Here is a 25,782-nt window from a genome sequence, read left to right as displayed (position 1 = left end):
ACAATGATAACCCTTCTAATCGCTGATGATCATCCGCTGTATCGCGATGCACTAAGAGGCGCGTTGTCGTTGTCACTTCCAGCCTTAACGCTCAAAGAGGCGGGAGATTTAAACACTACAGTCGATATTCTCAATAATGAGGATATCGACTTGTTGCTGCTAGATTTACATATGCCGGGTAGTAATGATTTATTTGGCCTGCTGCATATTCGCAAACTCTTTCCCGAACTCCCTGTTGCCGTGGTTTCAGGAACCGAAGACACTACGCTTATTTCTAAAGTTATCAGCGTTGGCGCGTTAGGGTTTATTCCAAAAACAGCCAGTGCACAGGATATTGCAAACGCGGTAGAGGCCATTTTAGATGGCGACGTATGGTTACCTGACAATTTAAGCGAAGACGTTGATGAAGTGAACGAAGAGTTTTCTGAACTTGCAGACAAAGTTGCATCGCTTACGCCTTCGCAATATAAGGTGCTTTGCTATATGCGAGATGGCTTGCTGAACAAACAAATTGGCTTTAACTTAGATATCGCAGAGGCCACTGTAAAAGCGCACGTTACCGCAATCTTCAAAAAGCTGGGCATAAACAACCGTACACAAGCGGTACTTATTGCTTCACAACTTGAGCTGGAGCCCCCAATTCAGTAGCGTCAAACTGAAGCACTGCATCTGAAGCAGCAAACTCAGGCAAGAATTTTTCTAACGCCAACCGGCTTTGCTCACTAAGCAAAGGATTATCAATTTCAATAATTGTTCGCCCGTCGAGCAGGGTCATACCTTCTTTAAAATTAGCATGAGCCAGCAACAGCTCTTGAAACTTACCTGTTTCAAATAGCATAAGTAAGCCTTCAGCTATTCGCCCAGCAAGCGCTTGATTATCACTGCCTACGAAGTAAAAGATGGGACTGGGATATGAAATAATGAGGTGCTCATCGATAGCCAAACCATTTGATAAACTTTTATTGGCAAACTCTTCGCTAATCTCCATTACGCTTCTTGGAAACATATCAGCGAAACCTTCCGAGACAATGCGAAAAGAAGCTCGGTAAGTGGTTTCTAATACCGGGATATCGTTTGCGCGAAAAATTTTTGTATCGGGCCAGTCATAACCTAGAACAGCACGAAAATGTTGCAGCTCTTTAAGAGTTTTTACCTCTTTCAGTCGAACATCACCCTCTTTGACAAACAGTGCGCGTTTGCCAAATAGCCCGGCCATAATAGGAATGCGAACAGGGAGGAACTGACGCTCGCGCTCGGTTGACGTTACGCTCCACGTCACGTCTAGCATATTGTGTTCTAGACTACGTAGTTGGCGCTCTTGCGCAGTTTCTTGGTCGCTAATAATGAGTTCGAAAGTGCCATACTGTGGCTCTGTAACTCGTAAGGCTTCTGTTAGCAGTGATTTTGCATAAGAATAGACGGTGTCTCGACCGGGGTGTATGTTTGGAAGACGCAAAACGGTATGAGGTAAGTTTGAACTTACCTCATTGAAAGTTTGTTGCTGTCCATACACGTGACATTGTGTAAACAGACTAGTTAAAAGTACGCTAGCGCTTAGCGCTTTAGTTTTAATGTCCATATCTTTCTACTCATGCACGTGGCAAATGCTTCTGATACATGCCTCGACTAAAGGTCGTTTAAGGTTCAACATGCGCAGGCGGCGCTATCTATACCTGCTAACTCAACGTGCTAATCTTTTCCCGTCAGCAAAAAGTCGTGCTCAGGATCTACAATAAATTGCCCACTCATTGCTTCTCTTCCAAGAAGCATGAGATAAGTCATTTCAGAGCGATCCGTTAGGGTTAACTGAATATCCCACTGGTAGCCGTCCATTATTATAGGCGTAATTATAACATAGCGCTTCTCAAGTGTAGCCGTAGAGCTTTTTACGCGCTTTTGCCCTTCAACGCGTGCTTCTCGGCGAACCACACGTTCAACATTGTGAATGTCTGGGTGAATATCAAATTTAATCCATAATTCACCGTCTTGTTCAAACTCTTCAATATTGTCTACGTGAAGCGATGACGTGGCAGCCCCTGTATCCACGCGTACGTTTAAATCAGAGATAGCAAGTTTAGGTAAATCGCACAGTTCTACCGCACCAACAATTTTCTTATTGTTCATCAGTCTTTCTACCAATGTTAAAGAACAGGCCCCTGTTCTGGTGGTAATAAATTGTCTTGTAATAGTTCTACATGTTCAGCAACCGTATCAGGCTCTGAGAAGTAGGCAATGTGGTAAACAGCTTCACCTTCTTGTGTAAGCGGAATATTTTGTTTACCAATTACGACCCCTTCGGCTGGGCTTTCAAGGCTATCTAAATAGTTGCCAAACGGGTCAGCAATAATGGCCAGTTTATCACCTTTTTCTACGTGATCACCCAATTGAGCTAAATGCGTCACAAAGCCACTTTCTGGCGCGCGAACCCATCCACTTTGCCTCGCAATAAAGCGTTCAATACTGTGGCCTTTGCTACGGCTTTTATTCAGCATACCCAAATGACGCATAGTATTAATAATACCTCTTACGCCCGCTCGAATAGAAAATTCATCGTAACGCAGCGCTTGACCTGCTTCGTACAGTAAGATTTTAACGCCGCTTTCACTGGCGGCTTCGCGCATTGAGCCGTCTCGTAATTCGGCATTAAGCAAAACCGGTACGCCAAACGCTTTGGCCATTTCTAGTACTTCAGGGTCGTCTAGATCTGCGCGAATTTGAGGCAAATTACTACGGTGAATAGCGCCTGTATGAAGGTCGATGCCCACATCACATTTACTTACTACTTCTTTAAAAAACAAGTTCGCTAGTCGGCCGGCAAGCGAACCCTTTTTACTGCCAGGAAAACTGCGATTCAAGTCGCGTCTGTCGGGTAAATAACGTGATTGATTGAGCACGCCGTATACGTTAACCATTGGTACCGCTATCAAGGTGCCTCTTAAACGCTCAATAGCTTTTGAACGAATAAGGCGACCCACTATTTCAATACCGTTTAATTCGTCACCGTGAATGGCTGCGCTAACGAACATAACAGGGCCTGGTCGCTTTCCTCGTTTCACATAAACGGGAATGCTCATGTTGGTAGCCGTGTATAACGGCGGCATCTCCAACTCAATCTTCTTTGTTTCGCCAGGAGCAATATTTTCACCCCCAATTTTTAAAACATCATTTACCACTAACGTTTTCCTATATTTACGTTATTGCGTAGGTTGAAGGGGCTAGCCCTTTCCACGGGTTTTTGTTTTGTGCGGCTCTGCGCTCTTTTCAATAAATTCAATAATCATGCTAGCAACGTCTTTGTTGGTCGCCTTCTCAATGCCCTCTAAGCCTGGCGAAGAGTTAACTTCCATGACGACTGGGCCGTTGTTCGAGCGAAGAATATCTACACCGCAGCAATTAAGGCCCATAGTCTTCGCGGCATCTACCGCAGTTTTACGTTCAGCAGGGCTTAAGCGAACCAAACTTGCTTGACCGCCGCGGTGAAGGTTAGAGCGAAATTCTCCCGGGGCAGCCTGACGCTTCATGGCTGCAACCACCTTTCCACCTACAACGAAGCAGCGAATATCAGCACCACCGGCTTCTTTAATAAATTCCTGTACCAATATACTGGCGTTTAGGCCCATAAAAGCTTCAATAATTGATTCGGCGGCTTTTTGAGTGTCTGCCAATACCACACCAATACCTTGCGTGCCCTCTAGCAGCTTAATAACCACTGGTGCGCCACCAACTGTCTTGATTACGTCATCAATCTTGTCCGGGTGGTGAGCGAAGCCGGTTCTAGGCATGCCAATGCCTTTGCGCGAAAGTAGCTGTAACGAGCGCAGTTTGTCCCGAGAACGGCTAATTGCAACTGACTCGTTAAGGCTATAGGTCCCCATCATTTCAAATTGGCGAACAACAGAGGTGCCGTAAAAGCTAACAGATGCACCGATACGCGGGATCACTGCGTCATAATAAGGCAGTTTTTTACCGTTATAGCGAACAGACGGTCGCGCGCTCGTGATATCCATGTAGCAGTGCATAGTGTCGATAACGTCGACCTGATGCCCGCGAGCCTGCCCAGCTTCCACCAAGCGTGAAGTAGAGTAAAGACGTGGATTTCTTGAAAGAATAGCGATGCGCATTATGAAAAGGCCTGTAGTTTGTGATTTATTTTGTCGTTGAATCGACGAGTCATTTACCACGTTGAAGCGTGATTATAATTTAACACGTTAGAACGTGATTATTAATTAGACAAGTCATTTTTGCGCGCATACTAATAGAAGTGTTAAGGGGTGTCTTACGAATAATTCTTGTTGTGTCGATTGCTTTTAATGCATGAACTTGTCTGTTATTCACGTTAGCATTAGAGCGCCTTGGCCTTTTTTAAGAAAAAACCGAAAAGTGGGCCAATATGCATTACAAAAACAGTAAGGAAAGAGTGAATGAATGAGTGGTGGCATGGTTTTTTGGCGTGGTTAACTCAGTACCAGTCAAACGTCGTGTTCAGTGGTTTAGTTCTGCTTATCTATTTGGCAATGTCGCGGAAGTTACTGCCAAAATTAGAAACTAATATCGTAAAGTCAAAGCTTAAATCTAACAGTGCCTTGAAAGGGCTTTTTGCTGCGCGCGTAATTGTCGCTACAGTATCGCTTTCCCTGCTGCTACTGGCATGGGGTATTGATTTCTCGGGCTTACTTGTACTTTCTACGTCAATCATAACAGTAACTGGGGTGGCCCTTTTTGCAAGCTGGTCGCTTATTAGTAACATCACTGCGTACTTTATATTGTTAACCAATGTGGCCTATCGTCGAGGCAACTATGTTCGCATCCTTGATGGAGATAACTACATTGAGGGTGTGATTGCGGACGTTGGTCCATTTAGTACACGTTTACTTACTTCAGAGCGCGAAACCTTGATGTACCCAAATAACTTAATTTTGACTCGCCCTGTGCTGCTTAACCCAAAAGAGAAATGGGGCGCAATGGGCAAAGTCGTTGCTAAGTCCAGTGCAGAGAAGCCAGTAGTTAAGACCGAAGAGGCTAAACCACAGGACGAGTTATTGTAAGCACGTCTTAATACGTTGATTGAAGTTCCTCTATAGAGAGCGAAAAACGTGGTGAAAATGTATCGTCGCTCCCCATGTACTACACGTTTTTTGCTTCTCTAATATAGCGCGTCATACTTTGAAGTAGCGCACGAAGCTTTGCTGGTTTTAGCGGCTTCGCCAAAAAGTTAACACCTTGTGCCTTACATTGAGTAACTAAACTATCATCTGGCGTAGCCGTTATCAGGGCTGCCGGCACAACGATGTTCAACCGATGTCTTATTTCTTCAATCAGCGCGAGCCCATTTTTCTCATCATCAAAGCTAAGTTGGTAATCCATCAGTAAGATTTGAGGCTGGATAACTTCACAAACCTTAAGCGCATCTTCCCAGTTATTCGCCAAGAAAACATTAACTCCCCATTTTTGTAGTAGGGTTTGCATGGCATCTAAGTTTTCCCTTTGATCGTCAACGCAAAGTACATCCATTCCTGTAAACGTGGTGCTGCGTGGCTTTGATGCTACATTAGAAACCAGTTTTGGCTCAGCTTTGGCAAGAGCAAACGCAAAGCAGCTGCCTTCTCCTACTTTCGATGTCACGCGAATATCGCTGCTTAGTTGTAAGCTTAAGCGACGCACAACGCCTAAGCCCAGACCTAGGCCATGCTCTTTACTCTCGTTTGCACGGAAAAAGTCGCCGAATATGCTTTCTTTTTTATCGGTAGATATACCTATGCCGGTGTCGATAACTTTGAAATAAACGGTTCCTTTTACAGGTTTAACTGTGAATAGAACTCGGCCTTTTTCCGTATACTTCACGGCATTTGATAGCAAATTCTGGGTTATTCGGTATAAGTACGTTTTGTCAGCTTTAACCCAGCAAGGGCGAATAATCGCTTTGAACCCTAGCCCTTTTTCTCGAGCTCGCATGGCCATTTCATCAACAAGAGGAGAGAGTAAGGCGCTGACGTCGATAGATTCAATATCAGGTTTCATTTCACCTTGATCTAGTCGAGCTATGTCTAACAAGGTGCCGATAAGAGTTTCGCTCGAAGTAACACTGTGACTAAGTTTATGAATGATAGCTAAGGCTTGTTCTGACAACTCTTGCTCTTCTAATGCACTTACATAGAGCTTCGCCGCATTAAGTGGCTGTAATACGTCATGACTAGCAAGCGCTAAGAAACGAGTTTTACTGGCGTTGGCGTCTTCAGCAGCTTTCCTTGCTCTTATTAGTTCTTTTTCTGCCTCAGAGCGTCGTTCTATTTCCAAGCGAAGTTCGGCGTTAATGGAATGAACTTCTTCAGTACGCTTTTTTATACGCGCTTCAAGATCAATGTTCGACTCTTCCAGCGCTTGTTGAATTTCTACGTGCCCCGTGATGTCGTTAAAGCTTGTTACGAAACCGCCACCGGGCAGTGGGTTACCGACCATTTCAATAACCCGTCCATCTTTGCGTTGTCGAGTAAAACGGTGCGGCATACCAGAGCGCAAATGTGCCAATCGCTTTTCTACTTCAGCGTCAACATTGTGAGTACCAAACTCGCCTTGAGAAGCATTGTAGCGAATGAGTTTTTCAATAGGCGTGCCTACAGCAAGCAGGTTGTCAGGGTAGGGATAGAGGTTTGCATAGCGCTTGTTCCAAGCGACCAAATTTAAATGTTTGTCTACCACGCTAATGCCTTGATCCATGTTCTCAAGCGAGGTCAAAAGTGCCGTCATATTAAACTGCATAGCTTGCGTGGTATCGTCGAAAAAGTTAATGACTTCCGTAAAGTCCATTTTTTTTCCGCGCAGCGCACTGTCCAGTAAAACCTTAGCGCTCGATGCACCAATTACACCGCCAAGGGCCCGTTCACAAAACGATAAGAACGATTCATCAGGTGTTTCGGTATGGCTTAGCTGGCAATTATTTAACTGTTGGTATTGGTCAAGAAGTTGGTCGCAGCGCCCTGTTCCCATAAAGGTTGAAAGCAGGGTGATAAGATCAGACACGGTGACATTGGTCGCTTGGGCTTTAACTGTATTATTGCCAGATATAGCGGGTGAAACGAATGCTTCTGCTTGCATTCTGTCAATAAGGCGTTGGGGAGCGAAGTGAGAAAAGAGTACGTAAACAAAGGTGTTTGCTGCCAAGCTAATCATGGCCCCCTGGCTTATAAGTTCGTTTTGCTCCATTTGAGACACTTGTTCACTCACAATTGGAAGCACTAACCACAGCACCCATATAACAAGCCCGACCATAAGCCCAGCATAGACACCGTGGGCGTGAGCGCGCTTCCAATAAAGGCCCCCAACAATGGCGGGCATTAGCTGAATTACAAGGGAAAAAGCGATAAGGCCAATAGAGTGAAGCGAGCGACTGCTGGTCATCTGCTGGTGGTATAAAAAGGCCATTAACAGAATGAAGGCAATAACGACACGGCGAATAAAGCGAATTTTTCTCGACACATCTTTTTTATCATCAGTGTTGCCGGTGAACGCGAGAATACGCGGCAATATTACATCGTTAGTAAGCATGGTGCTTAAGGTCAGGGTGGCGACGATAATCATAGCGGTAGCCGCAGACAGCCCACCAACAAATACAATGACTTGAAGAAGCGCCGATTCCGAAAACATCGCAAGAGACAAAACATAGGAGTCTGGCTCAATACCTTGACCTGCAAATATCGCCTTTCCCGCGATAGCAATAATGGGAATAACCGCAGAAATAATGGTGAGATAAAGAGGAAACAGCCAGCGCGCAGTGCGTAAATGGCCCAGGCTTAAGTTATCGATAATGGCGACATGAAATTGCCGAGGTAGGCACACAATTGCGGCCGCGGCCATGATGGTTTGTGCAACAAAACTAAACGAACCGAATTGAGCAAGCGCAATTTCATTAGTAAAACTCTCAAAGAACGGCCCTGATTGCGTGCGTTTCCAGGCGCTGTAGCCAACTATAGCTACTAACACAAGGGCGAGTAATTTAATGGTCGACTCAAAGGCTATAGCTAGCATCAAACCTCGTCTGTATTCTGTAACATCAGTTTGGCGCGTGCCAAAATAAATGGCGAACGCGGCGATAAAGCCCGTCGCAGCAATGATTATACCGTTACTGTTGGGTTGCTGAGTTAACAGTTGAAAGGTGGCCCCTACCGCTTTTAACTGAAGCGCGATGTAGGGAATGGTGGCAAGTAAAGCAATAAGGGTTACAACTAAGGCAACGGTTTGTCGCTTGCCGTAACGAGAGGCGATAAAGTCTGAAATGGTTGTAATATGCTGCTTTTTGCTGACCAGGGTCAGCTTATAAATAAATTTGTAGCCCAACACGTAAACCAGGACGGGCCCAAGCATGATCGGAAGATAGATCCACGTATCTCTGCTGGCCTGACCCACCATGCCAAAGAAGGTCCAAGCCGTACAATAAATAGCAAGAGCTAGTGAGTAGATGGCTGGGTGAGAAGTCAGTGCTCTTGCGGTAGGGGAGTTTTTTTCGCCCCAACTTGCTAAGGAAAACAGCAAGAACAGGTATAAGACTGCAAGTGTTACCCAACCAAAAACCATAACATTCCTTTTAACGTTGATTTAACAACTCTGTTGCTATTATAACCATTTCGACCATGGTCTACCTACGACCATGGTCTCATTTTGAAATTCACACCTCAGGTCTAGAGTAATAGCCGACCTCCTAGATGCTTGACTTTTGCTGCCATATTTTTGCTTTTTGCAAGAATTAAGAACCAGCAATAACGTTAACAAAGCCGAGCGTTAGGGAATTGTAAAATCATAACAACTAGTTAACCTGACATGAGGGTGAAACAATGGCATTTAGAAACGAAGAGGACAAAAAAGCTTACTGGAGTGAAAACCTAGCACTCCTCGCTAAGCTTTTAGTCGTTTGGTTCATCGTATCATTTGGTGCCGGCATACTGTTTGTCGATATCTTAAATGAAATTCAGTTTTTTGGCTTTAAATTAGGCTTCTGGTTTGCACAACAGGGCTCAATTTACGTATTTGTTGCATTGATCTTTGTCTATATGGCGAAGATGAACGCCATGGACAAACGCTACGGCGTAGATGAGGAGTAAATCATGGACGTTCAAACTTTAACATTTATTATCGTAGGCGCGTCGTTCGCGCTGTATATTGCAATTGCAATTTGGGCCCGCGCTGGGTCGACGAATGACTTTTACGTAGCGGGTGGTGGCGTCCCCCCTGTTATGAACGGTATGGCTACGGCGGCAGACTGGATGTCGGCAGCATCGTTCATATCAATGGCGGGTCTTATCTCATTTATGGGATACGACGGTGCGGTATACCTTATGGGTTGGACCGGCGGCTATGTTCTACTTGCTCTTTGTTTAGCGCCTTACCTCCGTAAGTTCGGTAAGTTTACGGTACCTGACTTCATTGGCGATCGTTACTACTCTCAAACTGCACGTACTGTTGCGGTATTTTGTGCCATTTTTGTTTGCTTCACATACGTCGCAGGTCAGATGCGTGGCGTAGGTGTGGTATTCAGCCGCTTCTTAGAAGTGGATATTGTGTCTGGCGTTGTTATTGGCATGGTTATCGTGTTCTTCTACACCGTACTTGGCGGCATGAAAGGCATTACCTACACACAGGTTGCTCAATATTGCGTAATGATTTTTGCGTACATAGTACCTGCCGTATTTATCTCAATGATGGTTACCGGGCATATCCTTCCACAAACCGGTTTTGGCGCAACCTTGGCAGACGGTTCGGGGGTGCATATGCTGCAAAAGCTCGATAATTTATCCGTCGAACTCGGGTTCAATGAATACACCTCGGGGACAAAAAGTACTATCGATGTATTCTTTATCACCTTTGCGTTGATGGTGGGTACTGCGGGTCTTCCTCACGTAATTGTTCGCTTCTTCACTGTGCCTAAAGTTCATGATGCGCGTAAATCAGCAGGTTATGCCTTAGCATTTATCGCCATTCTTTATACTACAGCGCCGTCACTAGCGGCATTTGCTCGTGTAAATATGATTGAAACCATTAACGGTCCAGAGATGACGGGCACCAGCTATGAAGAAGCGCCATCGTGGATCAAGAATTGGGAGCAAACTGGCCTTATCGCGTTTGAAGATAAAAACGGCGATGGCAAAATGTTCTATTCGGGAGATGAGCGCAACGAAATGAAAGTTGACCGCGACATCATGGTGTTGGCTAACCCTGAAATTGCAAACCTGCCGGCATGGGTAATTGCACTAGTTGCAGCGGGTGGTGTAGCCGCGGCTCTCTCTACCTCAGCTGGCTTACTGTTAGTGATATCCACCTCTGTTTCCCATGATTTACTGAAACGAAACTTTATGCCGAATATTACCGATAAAGCCGAGCTTATGTATGCGCGACTTGCTGCTGGGGTGGCCATTGTTATAGCCGGTTACTTTGGTATCAATCCGCCAGGTTTTGTTGCTCAGGTGGTGGCATTTGCCTTCGGCTTGGCGGCGTCGAGCTTCTTCCCGGCAATTATTATGGGTATTTTCAGCAAGCGCATGAACGATAAAGGTGCTATTGCTGGGATGATTTCAGGTATTGCGTTTACTGCGGCTTACATTATTTACTTCAAGTTTATTAATCCGGCTGCAAATACGCCTGACAACTGGTGGTTTGGTATCTCTCCTGAAGGTATTGGTACTTTGGGTATGATGGTGAACTTCATTGTTGCTTTCTTAGTGTATAAAGCAACAGATGAGGCGCCAGAAGAAATTCAAGAGCTGGTTGAGAGCATTCGTTATCCTAAGGGAGCGGGTGAAGCATCAGCGCACTAAACTAATGTTGCCTAAAGATAGGCTTTAGCAAAACAAAACCAATCTACTAGCGAAAGTGAGTAGGTTGGTTTTTTCTTTTTGTGAAACGGACAATTTCTATGACTGCAATGGCCAAGCAAGTTGAAGACTTTCTTAATACATCAGCGCCTTTTGACTTACTGGATGATGATCAGAAACTCGCGTTGGTGAAGCACGCAGAACTTATCTATTTAACTGCTGACAATGTTAACGATGTTCTCAAAGATAGGGTGTCGCTGTTTCTTATTCAAAGTGGACAGTTTTCTGTTAAGGATTCCACTACACCTATGCGCCATTTAAGTGAAGGCGATTACTTTGGCTATGCCAACATTTTGGAAAAGCACACAGTTTCATTAAACGTAAGCGTAGATAGCCCTGGATTAGTTTATTGTTTTGATGCAGCAGCTGTAGCGCCTCTATTTGATATACCTGCAATAAGGCACTTTTTCGATGGACTTAGAAATAATGCCCTGCAAAGTCAGGCTATTGCAGATAGCAATTCCATGTGGCTGTACAAAGGACTTACTGATGCTATCGAAAAAGCCCCGGTTTCCGTTGATGCTCAAACGCCCATTACGGTCGCAGCTCAGCTAATGACATCGCAAAAAGTCTCTTCTTTGTTAATTACGCAAGAAGAGAAGCTAATTGGCATTATTACTGATCGTGACTTAAGGTCGAGAGTCGTTGCGGCATCTTTAAACACTCATCTTCCTGTTAGTCAGATAATGACAGTAAACCCTGCTCAAATAATGGGAAACAGAACCTTATTTGATGCTTTGGCGCTAATGACTGAAAAGAATATTCATCATTTGCCTGTTATTGACCATCAAACACAAGTGCCGCTTGGCATGGTAACGGCAAGCGACATTATTCGTCATCAGCGAGGGAACGTACTTTTTATTATTGGTGAGCTAAGTAAAGCCGAAAACTTATACGAACTCGCGCGTCTTTCTTGGCAGCTACCGCATTATTTTTCAGCACATGCGAAAAAAGCGGGAGATTACGACATTGCTGGAAAAATATTGTCGCAAGCAACAGATATCATGACCAGAAAGCTGATTGGCTTTTTTCAACAAGCTAATGGTAAAGCCCCCATGATGTTTGCCTGGCTGGTGTATGGTTCACAAGCCAGAGAAGACCAAACAATGGGCTCAGATCAAGATAATGGGCTGCTTCTCGCCGAAAGACCTAACAAGGTACAAGCAGAATATTTTTCAGATATGGCACAGTACGTATGCAATGGGTTAGCAAAGTGCGGTATAAAGCTTTGTGATGGCAACATAATGGCGTGTAACCCCAAGCTTAGGTTGTCACTCGATGAGGCACTAGAAGAGGCTAAACAGTGGGTAAAAGCACCCACTAAAGACGCCATTATGCATTTTAATATTTTTCTCGATGTGCGATGTGCCGCGGGAGATGTAAGCCTATTTAAGCAGCTTCAACAACAGCGTGCCCCTTTGATGCAGCAAAATATGTTTCTAGCCGCACTTTCTAGGCATAGCAATGAGATATCGGTGCCGCTTTCCATGTTTCAGAAATTTGTTTATGAAAAGGGCAGAAAAGAAAAAGACGTTATTGATCTTAAAACCCGCGCTGTAGCTTTAATCAACAATATTGCCAGAATTTACGCCCTGGCCGATGGTGTAACCTTACCCAATACACTTGCACGTTTAGAATCCCTGTCTGAACGTTCTCAACTTTCAGGGCGCGATGCAGCCAACCTCCGGGATATTTGGCTGTTCCTTAATCGTCTGCGTTGGCGGCATCAACTCGAAAACAACGTTACCAACAATCGCGTGTCCATTTCCAGTTTATCATCAATTGAAAAGCATCAGCTTAAAGCTGCATTCAAAGCGATAGAAAGAACAAATCAAGCCATGGTTATGAAGTTTTCAGGTGGTGTTAGTTAACCGATATGATTAAAAAGTGGATAGAAGCATACTCACGGGTCTTTAGGTATAAAAGCAAGCTGAAACAGCGCCTTCGTGAACTCGACGTTTACAATACATCGTTTGTGGCTGTAGATTTAGAGCTTACGTCACTTAACCCGTCGACCACGCAGATCACATCTGTGGGTTACGTCAGTGGAAGAGGTGGCTGCATTGATTTGTCTTCTTGCGGTTATCATGTCATCAACACAACGGCAGATTTAGGACAAAGCCCCGTTATTCACAGGCTTACCCTTGATATCTTAAAAAAAGGTGAAGCGTTAGACGAAGCACTTCATGCTTTTGCGCCACATATTAAGCAACAGGTTCTCATTTTCCACAATGCGAAATTAGACTTAACGGCGCTTAATAGCGCCTTTAAACAATGTGCAATGCCGAAGATGGACGTGGTTTACGTTGATACATTACAACTTGCACTTTATCAGCTAAATAAACAACACCAAGTTTTACCAAGTAATAGCGCGACGTTAAGCGTGTGTCGTCAACGCTTAGATCTTCCTGCTTTCAACGAACACAATGCACTTGATGACGCTTTGGCTACCCATCAGCTTTTCTTGGCACAGCTGTCAGAATTAGGCGTATCAAAAAGCGATACGTTGGATTGTTTGTATCACACCGGAGCAATGGGGTATGTACAACTAGGCGGCGCGTAGAAGGTGCATTAAATCTTAAGGTTAGCTGAGACTTTTCAGTTTTTGACCAGAAGACAATCCCTTTGCATTTTTAGTCACAGATTGTGAAGGAGACACTACCCGGTTTCGGCCAGATGTTTTGGCAGCATACAAATTTTTATCTGCTTCCAGCATAATATAGTCAACAGTTTTACTGTCGTTTGCGAGTTTTAATGCTAAACCGGCGCTTAGCGTTATTCGCGAATACTCTGATGAAGCATGAGGAATGTTGAGATCATAAACGGTTTGCAGTAAGCGTTCGGCCACTGCTTTTGCTCCATCTACGTCAGTATTTGGCAAGATCACCAAGAACTCTTCACCACCAATCCTAACCAGTTTGTCCATAGGTCGCAGAAGAGCTTCGTTGATCGTTTTACTTACTTTCCACAAACAACTGTCGCCATCTAAATGTCCATACATATCATTAAAAAGTTTGAAGTGATCGACATCAAAAATTACTAGTGCCAGTGGCGTAGCGTTTCGCTCACTGTCTTTTACTAGTCGGGGTAGGTAATCATCCAAATAATGCCTGTTATAAGCACCTGTTAGTTTGTCGATATAAATCAGCTTTTCTAAGAAGTCGCTTCTGAGTTTGTGTTGAATATGCGACTTTACTCGATTGATTAGGGTACAAGCATTTACAGGCTTTACCACAAAGTCCACACAACCGGAGGCCCAGCAGCGTGACTCTTCCTCTTCTGTTGACGAAGAAGTTACAAAAATAATAGGTATGTGCTCACACGCTGGTTTTTCTCGAAGCAGCGCAGTGGTTTGATGTCCATCCATTTCTGGCATAGACACATCCATAAGGATCAAATCGGGTGTGTTATGCCGGCAATACTCAATAGCTTCTTTTCCTGAGTTCACAGAAAAGCACGATACTGTTTCTTCAAGTAACGTTTCTAATACAAGTCTGCTGCTGGCTTGGTCGTCGACTATCAATACGTTGCAATCAGCTAACGTCCGATCGCCGACTTGATCAATGTACACTGGGTCTCCTAAACACATATGAAAGTGTTCAACTGTTAAGAATACGCCTGAATAGCGAAAAGAACATTAATCAAAAGTGTAATATTTAAGCATTCTTTCGGTGTTTAATGTTATCTACCGCTTTTCTGAAATCTTTAACGGATGAAAGGATCTTTTAGAATAAAGATATCCTATTGTGATTAAATTTTGCACAAGGTTCAATTGTTAAATATTAGAAAACAAATTAAGTAATGCCAGCCCGTAAGCGCCAAAAGTACAGACGGTGCCAAACATATAAAAATAGCTACGAGGGCTTGGGTTTTTTTCTGTGACAATGGCATAGTAGAGCGCCATATGCGCAATTCGGCTTAGGGCGAAAGACCAAACTAAGATAGCGAGCAGCGTTGTTGATGCGCCAAGAAAAATACAGAGCAGAGCGGGGAGTGTAAATTGGTGAATATTTTCAAGCGAGTTGTGGAACGTTCTGTGGCTTCGAAAAACGAAGCTATTATGGCTTAGGTCTTCACTTACTTTGCCTGGAATGTAGTGAGATTGCTTTCTGTGGGCAACAGCAGCAATAATATTTTGAACAAAGACTGTAAAGCTAATAACCAACAACCCTGCAATACTATAGGTATACACCGTAAACATATGAACTCCTTTTCCTGATTCACTCTTAAACCTTAAATATTAACAAGGCCAGTGAAATCTAAGCTGAGAAAATTATTTTGGCTTAACGCTCACGCGAAACTTTAAAGCTACTGAAAACTGCCTATTGAGTTAGTGTTGTTTACGCCAAAGCGACTTGAAGAGATCGGTGGATAATTTAGGAGAGAAGCAAAGAGCAACAACAGCTGCTCTCTGCATTTATTATTGCGGATAAAGTTATAGCGCCGCTTTTACATCACTAGGAAGCAATACTTTATCAATAACATGAATGACACCATTGCTCGTCATCACGTCAGCTTTAATTACTTGCGCATCGTTTATCATGACTTTGTTCATGCTGGTAGACACCATCACTTTACTGCCTTCCACTGTAGTGGTATCAGTTAGTGTCGACACGTCTTTTGCTGTTACTTTACCCGCCACCACATGATAGGTAAGGATCTTTGCTAATGTTTGCTTGTTTTCAGGTTTAAGCAGCATTTCAATTGTTCCATCTGGTAATGCAGCGAAGGCATCATCAGTTGGGGCAAACACAGTAAATGGACCTTCTCCCTTCAACGTACTAACTAAGTCGGCAGACTTTACCGCAGCGACTAATGTTGAAAACATCTCATTGCTCGCAGCAGTCTCAACAATGTCTTTATGATCGCCTTTTGCATGGTGTCCAGCGAAAGCGTTTGCGCTCATTACTATCAAAAACAACGCACTCATTAATTTTTTCATACTATTTCCTTTAACATGTAAATTGGCATTAAGTGAAATTCACCATCCTTCATATTGCTAAACAACAGCCTTTGAAAGTTACTGAATTGAACATGAGTACGCCTGTTCGCAAAAATTTGATGATTAACTTTGTGTAATGCGATAAGCAAATCGTTTCGACTTTAAAAAGCAAAGCGTGATAAGCGACAGTTAAATCACAACATTGCGATAAAAGACCAGTTATGCAGGATGTAAATAAAATGTAAAATTTGTGTTTGGGTGCTATAATTTTGAACTATCGAGTAACTAAAAAAGGTGCCTGGTATGAATACTCGACTAGTTTTGATTTGGCTACTTTGTTTTTTTCTCAGTGCTTGCCAGTCCACTGACGAGCAAAATCTAGCGTCGCCGCCTACACTATTAAACGATAGCCTTTTTCCCTCTTACACGTTATTCCCCGTTGAGTCTGTTGATGAAATTTTTCATTTAGGTGAAGACGCTCAGCGTTTTGCTGAAAAAGCGGTGTATGACAAAAGCATTTCTCAGAAAAATGTTAGAGGTCTAGTGAAAGCTATTTTTGACCACTCCGACTACGGCATGCTTTATCGCAATAGTGCGAATACCACAGCAGATACAACATTTAATAATCGGGCGGCGAACTGCTTGTCGTTATCCATTATGACCTATGCGCTGGCTGAATATGTTGGTTTAACAGCAACCTTCTACGATGTGGATATTCCAGAGTACTGGACGCGGAGGGACGGATACAGCTTACTTAACGGCCATATTAATATGCGAATCTCCATGCCTGAAGCTAACAATGTAACATCGATTGGAGGTTCATGGGCAGACGTAGACTTTGATCCGCAGATGTTACGAAACTACTTTCCCAGAAAGCCTGTATCGAAAAGTAAAATTGTGTCTATGTACTACAACAACAAAGGGGCAGACGCTTTGGTTGCGAATAGCTACACAAGGGCTTATAGCTACTTTCGTGCGGCTGCTACATTAACTCCTGAGCTACAGCAAAGTTGGGTTAACCTTGGCGTTTTATACAGAATGGTTGACGCTTATGAGCAGGCTGAGATGACTTACAAGCATGCACTATCACTGGATGATGAAAACCTCACAGCATGGGAGAATTTATCCATTCTCTATACTCACCAAGACAGAGATGAAGAAGCAATGCAGATCACGCAAATGGTTGAAGCAAAGCGTAAAAATAACCCTTTTTATCATTACATATTGGGAGAGCAGGCGTTTGAGGCCGGCGACATTATTGCTGCTATAGAGCACTATAGAAAAGGACTAAAGCTTGATAATGCGCGTCACGAGATTTTGTTCGGAATGGCCAAAGCTTATCACGAGTTAGGAGATGTAAGCGAAGCACAACGCTTCTTGGAAAGGGCCGTTAAGCATTCATCAAACCAACAGGAAAAACAGCGCTATTCTTCTAAATTAGCCACGTTGGCAAGTAATTAAAAAAAAGCCGCAGACTAGCTGCGGCAAAAGAATAACACTACAAAAGGAACTTAATTTATATAACGCCCAGCTCACGAAGGCGCTCTTGCAGGTATGACCCTGCAGTATGACGTTCTGAAAGAACAACATCTGGTCTAGGGTGTAAAAATAGTGGCAATGAAATGCGAGATTTCGTCATGTCAGTGCCATCTGGGTTTACAACCCTATGCGTAGTTGATGGGAAATATCCGCCTGATGCTTCTTGAAGCATGTCGCCAATATTCACAATCAAGTTCCCAAAATCACAAGGAACGTCAATCCAACTACCGTCTTTAGCTTGTACTTGCAATCCAGGTTCGTTAGCTGCCGGTAAGATAGTAATTAAGTTAATATCTTCGTGAGCAGCAGCGCGAATTGCATCTACTTCTTCATCACCTTTTAGTGGTGGGTAGTGCAGTATACGTAGCAAGGTTTGATCAGAATCTTTGATCATGTTACCTAGCGGTTGACTGTACTTCTCACTCACCTCTGAAGGAGAATGTTTTTCTATCCAACCCAGTAGCTCTTTCGCTAGTGTGTTTGCTTCCTCATAGTACTGAGAAATTTGTGGGTGTAGTGCTTCTGGACACTGTCCCCACGGATAGAAGTGGTAATACTCTTTAATATCTTTTTTCGTAAAGCCTTTGGCTACCTCAGATACACTCTGAGGGAAAAATCCGTCTTGTTTACCTTTGTTGTACAGGTAATCATTCTTCTCTTCACTGTCGAAGAAGCCCTGCCAATTGTTGTAAATACCTTGAACTAATGACTGCTGGATAGGGTGATTCTTTAAAACACCGAACCCTGTCTCGCGAAGTGACTTCACGAATTCTTCTTGTGCGTTTTCCGCTTGGTAATCAACAGCAACTAATTGCATAACTTTATCCCGTATATTTTGACTGCGGCATTATAAAGGTAGACGGGCTACAGAAAAAAGTCGCAGAAATTGACATAAATCAACCCCGCGAGGAATTTGCGCGTAATTTACAGAAACCTGACCAGTTAGTCTAGTAAAATCTTGACCAACTGGTCCAAATTAATGAAATTTAACCAAGAGAGAGGTAAAAGCCCGCTAGCGCGGCACTCATTAAGTTAGATAACGTTGCAGCAATAACAGCTTTTAGCCCCAGTCTCGCAATTTCTTTTCTGCGTGTTGGTGCCATAGCACCAATTCCACCCATCAAAATAGCGATAGAAGAGAAGTTTGCAAAACCACAAAGTGCAAAGGTGATAATGGCCTGAGATGCTTCAGATAGCTGTGATTGGTTTTCTAAGAAGTTGAGGTAAGCAACAAATTCGTTGACCACCATTTTCTGACCAATGAAACTACCTGCAAGTTGCGCTTCCTCCCATGGTACGCCGATTGCCCATGCGAGAGGTTGAAGCACATAACCCAGGATCCCTTCAAACGTGACGTTTTCATAACCAAATAGCGCTGCCGTCCAGCCAATAAGACCGTTGAACATGGCAATTAAAGCTATGAAAGCGAGTAGCATGGCGCCTACGTTTAACGCAAGCTGCATGCCTGACGCTGCGCCACTGGCCGCAGCATCAAATACATTGGCGTAGGCAGTATCTTCCGCGTCTACGTCATGTAAATCTTCATTTGGCTTACTGGTTTCAGGCAAGATAATTTTTGCCATTAGTAAGCCACCTGGCGCAGCCATAAAGCTGGCCGCCAATAAATACTTAAGGTCTACGCCCATTCCCGCGTACCCTGCCATTACAGAGCCAGCAATTGACGCTAAACCACCTACCATAACGGCAAACAGCTCAGAGCTCGTCATGTGTGGAATAAAAGGGCGTACCACTAAAGGTGCTTCAGTTTGGCCCACAAAAATATTGGCAGCAGAGGACATGGACTCAGGTCGACTAGTTCCCAACGCTTTTTGTAGAAAGCCACCGATAATTTTTATGATTAAGCCCATCACTTTAAGGTGATAGAGCACCGCGATAAGGGCCGAGAAAAAGACAATAACAGGGAGTACATTGAAGGCAAAAATGAATGCAATTGATTTGTCGCCAATAGGACCGAACAAGAAGTTTATACCTTCTTGGCTATAAGCAATAATGTTAGCAACGAATTTGGTCGCGCTTAACAAAACTTCCTTACCTGGTTCAGAATACAGGACAAATGCGCCAACTGATGCTTGAATAGCAAATGCGCCACCAACGGTGCGCCAATTTATATTGCGTTTCGCCGATGATAACGCGAAGGCAATACCCAGAAGGACTGCAATGCCCAGTAAACTTACCATAGTAATGTTCCCTTAAAGAAGCGCTTGCTGAATGTGTGATTTGATCACATCTAATGCAATTTGGTTTTTGCCACCTTGCGTCACTACTACGTCGGCAGTGAAGCGGCTAGGTTCGATAAATTGATGATACATAGGCTTTACAGTTTCTTCGTACTGCTTTGCCACCGACTCAATGCTACGGCCACGCTCTTTCAGGTCTCGCATCATTCGGCGCATCAAACAAATATCAAGCGGAGTGTCGATAAAGATTTTTACATCATATAGAGGTAATAAATCGGTACGCGCTAGCAGCATGATACCTTCAAGGATGATAACTGGCGCTGGATTAAGGCGTTCAGTTTCAGGTAAGCGCGTGTGCGTTTTATAGCAGTAGTGTGGATAGTCAATAGGTTGGCCATCACGCAGTGCTTGCAAGTGTGCTTTTAATAACTCATGTTCAAACGCATTTGGATGATCGTAGTTATTCTTCTCACGCTGTTCCATAGGAAGGTGATCTTGAGCACGATAATAGTGATCTTCGCGCAGCACCTGAACAGGGCGGCCTTGAGCACTGAAGCCGTTAAACAAATTTTTTGTAAAAAGAGACTTCCCAGAGCCAGAAGCTCCAGAAATGGCAATAATAAGTGGCGATTGCATAGTACTATAAAGCTGATTTTGTTGGTGCAAAGATACGCGTTTAGGCCTCGCGAATCAATGTTATATTCACAAGTTATCACTTTTGGGCGCGGTCTTTGCAGGAACTTTATTGGATTTTCAAGGTATTGCGGGGTGTTTTTCAAACTCGCAAAAAATACAAAAAAGTTCTCCAAGTGGTCAGTTTTTCACTGAAATAATCAAAATATCGCTAATTACCAATTATCTCTATATCGTCTTCCTTAATACTTGGCAATGCATACGAATGCTGTTTTGAACGAGAACCCTCACCTTGTGCTCTAGGCGGGTAGTAGGTCTCTTTTTCATCAATATAGCCCGTGAACACATCATCAAGTGCAGCACGTATTTCGCTAAGGGTTTTATCTAAGTTTGCGTTAAAATCTGGGCGCTTTCGCTTCGTATGGCCCAATTCAATTAACCGTCCGAAGCACTTATTTGCTAATGCCATTAACTCGTGCGGTACATCTTTATGTGGAGGCAAAGATTCATTAGGGTTATCTATGCAATACTTAACTAATGCGGTATAGAAACATAGAGGCTTGTTTTGAAGTGTCACTACTTTGTCATCAATACCGTTTGAAATGGTTTTTTCCTGTAGATTAATAACAAGCCTAGGCTTAGGGGGAAGTACTATTTCTTCACGCGCAGACTGTGCTCGTCTTTTTTTACTAGTAAAAGCAAAAAGCGGGGAAATAAGTAGTGCAAGGATGATACTCAGCCAACTAATTCCAACTTCATTGAGCGGATTTCTACTGTTAATAGAAATACTAATGGTTTGCTCTGCATTTTCGAAGGTAGTGCGGTGCAATCTCGGGAATTCAGTTAAGTCTGACTTGGTTCTAACGCCCTGAATTTCACTTACTACTACGGGAAGGTTTTTTTCTTCTAAAACTTTTTCGAGACGCTCTAGGTAACGTTCAATAGCATACCTATTTGCTGGTGTATTCAGCGTTTCGTTTCCGACATCAAGGAAAGCGCTATCCAAACTAATCCGTCTCTCCACTACGTCAATAGCTCTGTGTATAGAAAATTGATGCGCAAGATACTGGCCAATTATTGACGCAATTTGTAATGAAATTAGCAGGAAGGTTAAAGTTGCGACGAGCCTGACAGGCGATTTAGGTCGAAGCTTTATTTTACTCATTTGTTACAACCCTCTTCCAGCGTAATATTTTTGTAATATGGTCTTGGGTGGGTAGTCGCTATTTCGTAAATAACAGACTGTATCGCGCAAAACAGGTCTGTATTTTGAGTTTGCATTTTCAAATACCACTGCATTCCGCTAACGCTTTCAAGTAGAGGTGAAGTGTAGTTTTTAGAAAACGTGTCGGCATCTTCCTCCGCCCAATACGTCGAAATGATATCAACTTCGCCGGCAAGAAGTGCTCGCCTTAATTCCTTGTGAGAGCTGTAATAAATAATGTCGACATTAGTGTCAGTTAGCCCCATGTGGTGTAAAACCGTTTTTGGCACTATGTGACCTGAGCGGCTACTAGGGTAATCCAAAAGTCCTATGCGTTTACCAAGTAAATACTCTTTACTTAATAATGGCTTTTCTCTGAGAGCTATGAAGAATGCGGGGTAATCAGGGTGGGCTGCTAGTTTGGTTAAACCGTAAATTTTATCTGCACCGAAAGCGTCTACGATATTGCTTTTTACTAATGCTAAGTCAACAACGCCGTGATTAATATACCTAAAGGTATCGTAATCGCTTTGGCCAATCACTACTTTTATACCACTATACTGACGCTTTATTGTGCTATCTGAGCACAAGCGTTCGCTAACCATTTCCGCTATCCGACCATCAGTAATATAAGCTGAAAACACGTCCTTATTACCTGATAACCCTGTGTTGCAGGTTAATGTTTGACCAGTTTGCGGCAGAATGTCATCATAAAGCATAGAATTTTTGTAATAGCTTGCTAGGCTACACAACAGCGCAACCATAGCTAATATAATCCACTTTACAGAGGTAACAATTCTTAAATCTGTCAAAAAAACGACCAAATGAATTAACGATTTATATATGGATTTCATCAGTTAAGGTTACTTATTGCAATAGGTAAGTTTATTTAAAATTATTAAGTTGTTGTTATTGTTGTAGTTTTTATAGGTAAACCTGATTTTTGTTAAACGCTGTTTATTAGTGCGTGATATGGCAAGAATAACATCAGCTAAACGCCGTGAATTGACAATAATAATAATAAGTAAATTAACCTGACCATTTGGTCAAGATATTTTTTACAAAGTCAAACGCCTAGGGGAGTTGCTGCTAAATAAAAATGTAAAGTTGTAATAAAATTGACATGAATCTCTATAACAATTTTGTCGATTCATATTAATTGAAGGTCGACTACGGGAAATACCCTACTAGCGAACCTAAAAACAAATTTAAACAAAAAAGGGAAACACACATGAGAACATCAGCAAAGTTCAGTCGCATTGCGGCTGCGGTTGCGCTGTCAATCGGTTTGTCGTCAACTGCAATGGCGCAGGTAACGTCATCTGAATTGAACGGTAAAATTATGGGGCCTCAAGGTAACCCAGCAGCAGGTACCGTTGTAACGGTAACTCACGTTCCTACTGGTGCTGTGAAAACAGTAACAGTTAACAGTGGTGGTACGTTCAGTCTTCGCGGTCTTCGCGTTGGTGGTCCATACACAGTTGTTATTGATTCTGATGAATTCGCTGATCAAACAATCAACGATGTTTACTTAGAGCTTGGTGAATCTGCATCTATCGAACGTACGCTTGAGCCAGCGGCTCAGTACGAAAACATTGTTGTTACTGGTTCTCAAGTAAGTAGTTTGTCTTTCGGTCAAACTGGCCCAGTAGCAAGCTTCGACCTTTCTACTCTTCAAGAAGCGCCTGCAATTAACCGTGACATCACTGACATCGTTCGTATCGACCCACGTATCTACGTAGACGAAGGCGGCAGCAACGGTATCCAATGTGCTGGTAAAAGCCCTCGCTTCAACAGCTTGACTGTTGATGGTGTTCGCATGAATGACCTTTTCGGTCTTAACTCAAACGGCTACCCAACTGAAAGAATGCCTTTCTCTTTCGATGCTATTGCTGGTGTTTCAGTAGAAATTGCACCGTTTGATGTAATCTACGGTGGTTTCTCTGCGTGTAATATTAGTGCTGTAAGTAAAACAGGTACTAATGAAGTTCACGGTACTGCTTTCTACGACTTTGGTAGTGACAGCCTACGTGGTGATTCTTTAGAAGGTGACGACATTACTCTTGGCGGCTATACCGAGAAGCGTTATGGCTTTTCTGTTGGTGCACCACTTATCAAAGATAAACTATTTATTTTTGCTGCATACGAAAAACTTGAAGGCGCTAATACCTTTGACCGCGGCGCAATCGGCTCAGGTGCCATCAACGAAGTTGCTATTAGTCAAGAGCAGCTAGAAACTATTCAGTCAGTTTCACAATCTTTGTATAACTTCGACGCTGGCTCTGTTCCTTCAAGCCTAGCTAACGAAGATGAAAAGTTACTTATTAAGTTAGACTGGAACATTAATGACCAGCATCGTTTCGCCTTCACTTATAACTATAATGACGGTAACAACTTTGCTGAATCTGACGGCGACGCAGACGAGTTTGAATTGTCTAGCCACTTATATGAGCGTGGCGCAGAACTGCAAACGTTTGTAGGTGTATTGTACTCTGATTGGACAGACAAGTTTTCAACAGAAATTCGTGTCTCTCGTACCGAGCTAGATAACCTTCAGCGTTCTATGTACGGTAACGGCACTCCAGGCGACAACGACTTTGGCGAAATTAAAATCGAGCTTGGAAACGAAACTGAAGATAACGCCGATGATCTAGTAGTTTACTTAGGTTCTGATGACAGCCGTCAGTCTAACCAGCTAGACTGGGAAGCGATGAGCCTAATGTTCCGTGGTAACTACTATTTCGACAATGGCCACACGCTAACTTTCGGTTATGAAAGCGACGATCTAGATATCTATAACCTATTTGTTCAGCACTCTGAAACGTCAATTACATTCGAAAGTCTTGAAGACTTTGAGAACGGTACGAATGCAGAAATCGAGTACGGCTACGCGTACTCTGGTAACCTGCTAGACCGTGCTGCAGAATGGGGCTTTAAATCTCAATCAGTATACGCACAAGACGAATTCTATTTAACTGACGACCTTAAAGTAGTTGCAGGCCTTCGTTATGATTGGATTACAACGTCTGACCGTCCAGTAGAAAATACTGAATTTACTGATTCTTACGGTTACAGCAATACGGCTAACTTAGACGGTGTTGACTTACTTCAACCGCGTATTGGCCTTAACTACACGCTAAGCGATAGTACAGAACTTCGCGGTGGTGTTGGTCTATTCTCAGGTGGTAACCCTAACGTTTGGATGACTAACAATTATCAAAATACTAACGTGCTAGGTGGTGAAGTAGAAGGTACTTACGCTAACTTGTTCGATGGCAGCATTACTTGGGTTAACACAGAAGATGGCGTAACTGCTGGTCCTGGTTATTCTGTACCGTCAGACTTAGATGCAGCTATGGATGCTGGTGAAGGCGACAACTTCGAAAGTAATAACCTTGACCCAGACTTCGAAATGCCTAGCGAGTGGAAAATCTCTGCGGGCTTGACGCATATTACAGATGAAGACTACGTATTTAACCTAGACCTATTGGTAAGCATTACGCAAGACCAAGCGATGATTAAATACAAAGGTATTGAAGCGGTTGGCTTAACCGAAGAAGGTTATATCGATTACGATAGAAACGGTTATGGCTCTCTTGAGTTAACAAATTCTGATGAGACTTCAACTTCATACTCATTAACTGCAGTTATGAATAAAGCTTGGGATAACGGAATCTCAGTTGTTGCGGGTTATAACTACAGCCACGCTGAAGATACTCAGCCTATGACTAGCTCGGTAGCTTTCTCTAACTACCAGTACAGAGCATTCACTAACCCGAATGAAGATGTATCTTCACTTTCTGATTGGAACATTGCTCACCGCTTTACATTGGACTTCCGTTACACCACCGAGCTTATTGATGGTTATGACACTACGTTCTCTGCATTTGCGGTTGCACAGTCTGGCAGACCTTACAGCCTTGTTTACTCAAAAAATGAAGGTAATGCGATCTTTGGATTCACTCCTTACTTAGATAGCGGTAGTGTTCTTCCAATCGGTGCTGAGCGTAATGATGAAGAAAGCCCTTGGTGGACAAAAGTTGATATCGCGGTTCGCCAAGATGTTCCAGCGTTCCACAAAGACCACTCAGCACAAGTATTCTTCGTGATTGATAACTTCACAAATATGCTGAATGACGACTGGGGCATTCTTGAAGAAGCATCGTTTAACACTGTTACAATTGGTTCTTCAAACCCAACTCCACGTCAAGGTGATGCATCACTTTGGGAATTACGTTTGGGTGTTAACTACCGCTTCTAAGAAGTAGTAAACACTAACTACAATTTGTAGTGTTAGGTGCCACTCTCCTTAACAGGAAGTGGCACTTTTTTATGCTTGCCATTAATCTCACCATTATGTAATCAAACGATCCTCCGTTATTTTAATGATCTAAGTACGCGAGTTGT

21 protein-coding genes are annotated in these 25,782 nt (G+C 43.2%); 8 read left to right on the top strand and 13 right to left on the bottom strand.

What is annotated here, in order from left to right; genetic code table 11:
* The first annotated feature begins 3 nt into the window (after nucleotides 1–3).
* Nucleotides 4–648: a response regulator transcription factor gene (locus tag E5672_RS19380; RefSeq protein ID WP_136783820.1), complete on the top strand. Its 645-nt coding sequence runs from the start codon at nucleotides 4–6 to the stop codon at nucleotides 646–648.
* Here E5672_RS19380 and E5672_RS19375 read toward each other — a convergent pair.
* The 4 genes from E5672_RS19375 to rimK form a co-directional block, all read right to left on the bottom strand.
* The gene (locus E5672_RS19375) at nucleotides 608–1,579 is read right to left on the bottom strand and encodes an amino acid ABC transporter substrate-binding protein (protein ID WP_240692286.1); all 972 of its coding nucleotides are present in this window, start codon (nucleotides 1,577–1,579) and stop codon (nucleotides 608–610) included. The two genes, E5672_RS19380 and E5672_RS19375, sit on opposite strands and share 41 nt — an antisense overlap.
* A 110-nt stretch (nucleotides 1,580–1,689) precedes the next feature.
* The gene (locus tag E5672_RS19370; protein WP_039216432.1) at nucleotides 1,690–2,124 is read right to left on the bottom strand and encodes an ATP-dependent zinc protease family protein; all 435 of its coding nucleotides are present in this window, start codon (nucleotides 2,122–2,124) and stop codon (nucleotides 1,690–1,692) included.
* Between the two features lie 17 nt (nucleotides 2,125–2,141).
* Nucleotides 2,142–3,173, bottom strand: a complete 1,032-nt coding sequence (locus E5672_RS19365; RefSeq protein ID WP_136783819.1) for a succinylglutamate desuccinylase/aspartoacylase family protein — start codon at nucleotides 3,171–3,173, stop codon at nucleotides 2,142–2,144.
* Nucleotides 3,174–3,215: 42 nt separating this feature from the next.
* Nucleotides 3,216–4,121, bottom strand: coding sequence for a 30S ribosomal protein S6--L-glutamate ligase (rimK, locus tag E5672_RS19360; RefSeq protein ID WP_039216404.1), 906 nt, complete (start codon nucleotides 4,119–4,121; stop codon nucleotides 3,216–3,218).
* A 300-nt stretch (nucleotides 4,122–4,421) separates the two neighbouring features.
* Between rimK and E5672_RS19355 the strand changes: the two genes are divergently transcribed.
* Complete coding sequence (locus E5672_RS19355; protein WP_136783818.1) at nucleotides 4,422–5,045, top strand: mechanosensitive ion channel family protein; 624 nt, start codon at nucleotides 4,422–4,424, stop codon at nucleotides 5,043–5,045.
* 79 nt (nucleotides 5,046–5,124) lie between these two features.
* Here E5672_RS19355 and E5672_RS19350 read toward each other — a convergent pair whose 3' ends face one another.
* Nucleotides 5,125–8,568, bottom strand: a complete 3,444-nt coding sequence (locus E5672_RS19350) for a PAS domain-containing hybrid sensor histidine kinase/response regulator (RefSeq protein ID WP_136783817.1) — start codon at nucleotides 8,566–8,568, stop codon at nucleotides 5,125–5,127.
* A gap of 257 nt (nucleotides 8,569–8,825) precedes the next feature.
* Between E5672_RS19350 and E5672_RS19345 the strand changes: the two genes are divergently transcribed.
* From E5672_RS19345 to E5672_RS19330, 4 genes are all read left to right on the top strand, one after another.
* Nucleotides 8,826–9,092 carry a DUF4212 domain-containing protein gene (locus E5672_RS19345; RefSeq protein WP_039216401.1) on the top strand — a complete coding sequence of 89 codons (267 nt, stop codon included), beginning with the start codon at nucleotides 8,826–8,828 and terminating at the stop codon, nucleotides 9,090–9,092.
* A gap of 3 nt (nucleotides 9,093–9,095) precedes the next feature.
* Nucleotides 9,096–10,802, top strand: coding sequence for a sodium:solute symporter family protein (locus tag E5672_RS19340; protein ID WP_136783816.1), 1,707 nt, complete (start codon nucleotides 9,096–9,098; stop codon nucleotides 10,800–10,802).
* Nucleotides 10,803–10,900: 98 nt separating this feature from the next.
* Entirely contained in the window at nucleotides 10,901–12,730 is a 1,830-nt protein-coding gene (locus E5672_RS19335; protein WP_136783815.1) for a putative nucleotidyltransferase substrate binding domain-containing protein, read from the top strand.
* A 5-nt stretch (nucleotides 12,731–12,735) separates the two neighbouring features.
* Nucleotides 12,736–13,422, top strand: coding sequence for a 3'-5' exonuclease (locus E5672_RS19330; protein WP_136783814.1), 687 nt, complete (start codon nucleotides 12,736–12,738; stop codon nucleotides 13,420–13,422).
* A gap of 21 nt (nucleotides 13,423–13,443) precedes the next feature.
* Here the strand turns inward: E5672_RS19330 and E5672_RS19325 are convergent, their stop codons facing one another.
* The 3 genes from E5672_RS19325 to E5672_RS19315 form a co-directional block, all read right to left on the bottom strand.
* A complete protein-coding gene (locus tag E5672_RS19325) occupies nucleotides 13,444–14,430 on the bottom strand; it encodes a GGDEF domain-containing response regulator (protein WP_136783813.1) in 987 nt (328 codons plus the stop codon).
* Nucleotides 14,431–14,634: 204 nt separating this feature from the next.
* Nucleotides 14,635–15,060, bottom strand: a complete 426-nt coding sequence (locus E5672_RS19320; RefSeq protein WP_136783812.1) for an MAPEG family protein — start codon at nucleotides 15,058–15,060, stop codon at nucleotides 14,635–14,637.
* 234 nt (nucleotides 15,061–15,294) lie between these two features.
* Nucleotides 15,295–15,801 carry a fasciclin domain-containing protein gene (locus tag E5672_RS19315; protein ID WP_136783811.1) on the bottom strand — a complete coding sequence of 169 codons (507 nt, stop codon included), beginning with the start codon at nucleotides 15,799–15,801 and terminating at the stop codon, nucleotides 15,295–15,297.
* 303 nt (nucleotides 15,802–16,104) lie between these two features.
* Here E5672_RS19315 and E5672_RS19310 point away from each other — a divergent pair, with 303 nt between their 5' ends.
* Complete coding sequence (locus tag E5672_RS19310; RefSeq protein WP_136783810.1) at nucleotides 16,105–17,262, top strand: tetratricopeptide repeat protein; 1,158 nt, start codon at nucleotides 16,105–16,107, stop codon at nucleotides 17,260–17,262.
* A 55-nt stretch (nucleotides 17,263–17,317) separates the two neighbouring features.
* Here E5672_RS19310 and E5672_RS19305 read toward each other — a convergent pair whose 3' ends face one another.
* From E5672_RS19305 to E5672_RS19285, 5 genes are all read right to left on the bottom strand, one after another.
* Entirely contained in the window at nucleotides 17,318–18,157 is an 840-nt protein-coding gene (locus tag E5672_RS19305; protein ID WP_136783809.1) for an isopenicillin N synthase family dioxygenase, read from the bottom strand.
* Nucleotides 18,158–18,326: 169 nt separating this feature from the next.
* A complete protein-coding gene (locus E5672_RS19300) occupies nucleotides 18,327–19,538 on the bottom strand; it encodes a NupC/NupG family nucleoside CNT transporter (protein WP_136783808.1) in 1,212 nt (403 codons plus the stop codon).
* A gap of 12 nt (nucleotides 19,539–19,550) precedes the next feature.
* Entirely contained in the window at nucleotides 19,551–20,174 is a 624-nt protein-coding gene (gene udk, locus E5672_RS19295) for a uridine kinase (RefSeq protein WP_014950808.1), read from the bottom strand.
* A 208-nt stretch (nucleotides 20,175–20,382) separates the two neighbouring features.
* On the bottom strand, nucleotides 20,383–21,336 hold the full coding sequence (locus E5672_RS19290) for a hypothetical protein (protein ID WP_136783807.1): 954 nt from the start codon (nucleotides 21,334–21,336) through the stop codon (nucleotides 20,383–20,385).
* Complete coding sequence (locus tag E5672_RS19285) at nucleotides 21,333–22,229, bottom strand: type 2 periplasmic-binding domain-containing protein (RefSeq protein WP_136783806.1); 897 nt, start codon at nucleotides 22,227–22,229, stop codon at nucleotides 21,333–21,335. Before E5672_RS19285 ends, E5672_RS19290 begins: the two co-directional genes overlap by 4 nt.
* Before the next feature lie 377 nt (nucleotides 22,230–22,606).
* On the opposite strand from E5672_RS19285, the gene E5672_RS19280 reads away from it, so the two are divergent.
* Nucleotides 22,607–25,636, top strand: a complete 3,030-nt coding sequence (locus E5672_RS19280; RefSeq protein WP_136783805.1) for a TonB-dependent receptor — start codon at nucleotides 22,607–22,609, stop codon at nucleotides 25,634–25,636.
* The last annotated feature ends 146 nt before the right edge of the window (nucleotides 25,637–25,782 follow it).

Origin of the sequence: Alteromonas portus (genome assembly GCF_005117025.1) — a bacterium.
GTDB lineage: Bacteria > Pseudomonadota > Gammaproteobacteria > Enterobacterales > Alteromonadaceae > Alteromonas > Alteromonas portus.
This window is presented reverse-complemented; position numbering and strand designations above follow the sequence as displayed.

Coding starts and splice junctions, on each gene's coding strand:
- E5672_RS19380 (WP_136783820.1), top strand. CDS start 4: ATGATAACCCTTCTAATCGCTGATGATCATCCGCTGTATCGCGATGCA.
- E5672_RS19375 (WP_240692286.1), bottom strand. CDS start 1,579: ATGGACATTAAAACTAAAGCGCTAAGCGCTAGCGTACTTTTAACTAGT.
- E5672_RS19370 (WP_039216432.1), bottom strand. CDS start 2,124: ATGAACAATAAGAAAATTGTTGGTGCGGTAGAACTGTGCGATTTACCT.
- rimK (WP_039216404.1), bottom strand. CDS start 4,121: ATGCGCATCGCTATTCTTTCAAGAAATCCACGTCTTTACTCTACTTCA.
- E5672_RS19355 (WP_136783818.1), top strand. CDS start 4,422: ATGAATGAGTGGTGGCATGGTTTTTTGGCGTGGTTAACTCAGTACCAG.
- E5672_RS19350 (WP_136783817.1), bottom strand. CDS start 8,568: ATGGTTTTTGGTTGGGTAACACTTGCAGTCTTATACCTGTTCTTGCTG.
- E5672_RS19345 (WP_039216401.1), top strand. CDS start 8,826: ATGGCATTTAGAAACGAAGAGGACAAAAAAGCTTACTGGAGTGAAAAC.
- E5672_RS19340 (WP_136783816.1), top strand. CDS start 9,096: ATGGACGTTCAAACTTTAACATTTATTATCGTAGGCGCGTCGTTCGCG.
- E5672_RS19335 (WP_136783815.1), top strand. CDS start 10,901: ATGACTGCAATGGCCAAGCAAGTTGAAGACTTTCTTAATACATCAGCG.
- E5672_RS19330 (WP_136783814.1), top strand. CDS start 12,736: ATGATTAAAAAGTGGATAGAAGCATACTCACGGGTCTTTAGGTATAAA.
- E5672_RS19320 (WP_136783812.1), bottom strand. CDS start 15,060: ATGTTTACGGTGTATACCTATAGTATTGCAGGGTTGTTGGTTATTAGC.
- E5672_RS19315 (WP_136783811.1), bottom strand. CDS start 15,801: ATGAAAAAATTAATGAGTGCGTTGTTTTTGATAGTAATGAGCGCAAAC.
- E5672_RS19310 (WP_136783810.1), top strand. CDS start 16,105: ATGAATACTCGACTAGTTTTGATTTGGCTACTTTGTTTTTTTCTCAGT.
- E5672_RS19305 (WP_136783809.1), bottom strand. CDS start 18,157: ATGCAATTAGTTGCTGTTGATTACCAAGCGGAAAACGCACAAGAAGAA.
- E5672_RS19300 (WP_136783808.1), bottom strand. CDS start 19,538: ATGGTAAGTTTACTGGGCATTGCAGTCCTTCTGGGTATTGCCTTCGCG.
- udk (WP_014950808.1), bottom strand. CDS start 20,174: ATGCAATCGCCACTTATTATTGCCATTTCTGGAGCTTCTGGCTCTGGG.
- E5672_RS19290 (WP_136783807.1), bottom strand. CDS start 21,336: ATGAGTAAAATAAAGCTTCGACCTAAATCGCCTGTCAGGCTCGTCGCA.
- E5672_RS19285 (WP_136783806.1), bottom strand. CDS start 22,229: ATGAAATCCATATATAAATCGTTAATTCATTTGGTCGTTTTTTTGACA.
- E5672_RS19280 (WP_136783805.1), top strand. CDS start 22,607: ATGAGAACATCAGCAAAGTTCAGTCGCATTGCGGCTGCGGTTGCGCTG.